Below are 1,604 nucleotides of genomic sequence, written 5' to 3' on the forward strand. Positions count from 1 at the left end.
CCTGGTGATCGGCGGAGCCGCAGCGACCGGGTCTGGGCGTCCGTCACCGGTCGTGTCGCGGAACGAGTCATGGCCGGGGTGAAAGGCCCGGTGGTGGTCGTACCCGAACGGTGGCAGCCCACTCCCGCTCCTTCCGTCGTGGTCGGTGTCGAAGCCCAGACGGCCACGAGCGCACTCGAGTTCGCCTCGGAGAGAGTTGGGCAACGCGGCGGCGACCTCGTCCTCGTCCGAGCCTGGGAACCACCGACGAGCGTGTCGCCGATCGGTCGGGTGTACCTCGCGCGGGACGCGCCACGCTGGGAGCACGAGGGACAACTCGAACTGGACGCTGCCATCCGCAGGGTGAGCCGAGAACTCCCTGACCTGCGCGTGCGCGCGGAACTCCGTCAGGGGCGCCCGGCAGCAGTCCTGCAGCGCAGCGGAGAAGCCGCGGCACTCATCGTCATCGGACGACGCCACCGGTCGGCCGTCGCCGGCAGTCTCTTCGGGTCCGTAGGAGAACACCTCGTGCACGACGGCCGCGTCCCCGTGTGCGTGGTGCCCCAGCAGCTCGATAGGCCCTCCGCGGACCTGTGACACCGGCGACACCGCCCACGAACGGCCAGTCTCCGCGCATACCTCCCCTGTACCGATCAACGGTTCAAGGATGGAGACGACATGTTGCAGGCAGGTACGCTCGTGGTAGCTCTTCAGGATCACGGCGGTGTGAGCCGGTCGTTCGTCCGTAGCGGCGAGCAGGGCGTGGTCACGCAGGGCGGTGGTGGCCGGTGCAGGTGCGGTGGCAAGGGCGGTCCTACAGTCAGCCTGCCTACGTCGACGAGATCGCCTGACAGGCAGCGCGGCGTCGTCACTGCGCTGAGGATGCGCGGGTCCCGAGCGCCCGCTCCCACACGCGGCGGGTACGGCGCGCGGTCGGGGTGTCCTCGCCCAGTCCGTCGCAGAACGCGCGGACCCAGCTCAAGGCGTCCTGCCGAGGCACTCGGAACTCGTTGCCCACGTAGTAGGCGGAGTCCGGCAGCGGCACGACGTTGATGATGTAGTACAGCGACCGGCGCGGCACACCGATCTCATCCGCGATCCAGCCCAGGCCGACGGAGGAACGGTCGGGGTGGCGGTGGCGGGGGAACGGTCGGCGGCGGGTGGTGCGACGCTCTTCCACGAACTGGCGGGCATCGTCGATGGGGATCTGGATCGAGTTGCCGATGCGGCGGGCAGAGTCGGGTAGGGCACCCTCGGAGCTGAGCACCCACACGCGTCGCTGGGTCACGTTCAGCTGCGCGGCGATCCACGCGAGGTCCACGGTCTCGACGTCGTCCGGGAAGGGTTCGATGCCGTACCCGTAGAACCGGCGCTTGTCGGATCGGCGTTCCTCGATGAACGGCTCGGCGCTGGTGAGGGGGATGCGCAGTTTCCCGGTTTCGTCCCGGTAGGTGCCGGCGGGCAGTTTGCCCTTCGAGGACCAGGCGTAGGCGCTCCCCATCGCGACACCGACGGCGCCGGCGAGCTCGCGGAGGGTCATGGTCTCGGTCACCGGGACGTTCTTCGTGCTGGTGGTCATAAGGGGCTCCTGGTGCTAAGGGCCGACCTGTGACGACCTCATCCAC

2 protein-coding genes are annotated in these 1,604 nt (G+C 69.1%); one reads left to right on the plus strand and one right to left on the minus strand.

The window, feature by feature from the left end; translation table 11 throughout:
- Nucleotides 1-69: 69 nt before the first annotated feature.
- Entirely contained in the window at nucleotides 70-576 is a 507-nt protein-coding gene (locus I59_RS23820; protein ID WP_083881932.1) for a universal stress protein, read from the plus strand.
- A 271-nt stretch (nucleotides 577-847) separates the two neighbouring features.
- Here the strand turns inward: I59_RS23820 and I59_RS03575 are convergent, their stop codons facing one another.
- Nucleotides 848-1,558: a hypothetical protein gene (locus I59_RS03575; RefSeq protein WP_022902696.1), complete on the minus strand. Its 711-nt coding sequence runs from the start codon at nucleotides 1,556-1,558 to the stop codon at nucleotides 848-850.
- Between the last annotated feature and the right edge of the window lie 46 nt (nucleotides 1,559-1,604).

This window comes from Curtobacterium sp. B8, from assembly GCF_000333315.1.
In the GTDB taxonomy this organism is placed as follows: domain Bacteria; phylum Actinomycetota; class Actinomycetes; order Actinomycetales; family Microbacteriaceae; genus Curtobacterium; species Curtobacterium luteum.

Bases quoted from the DNA above. Each gene is read 5' to 3' on its own strand.
- I59_RS23820 (WP_083881932.1), top strand. From the start codon at position 70: ATGGCCGGGGTGAAAGGCCCGGTGGTGGTCGTACCCGAACGGTGGCAG.
- I59_RS03575 (WP_022902696.1), bottom strand. From the start codon at position 1,558: ATGACCACCAGCACGAAGAACGTCCCGGTGACCGAGACCATGACCCTC.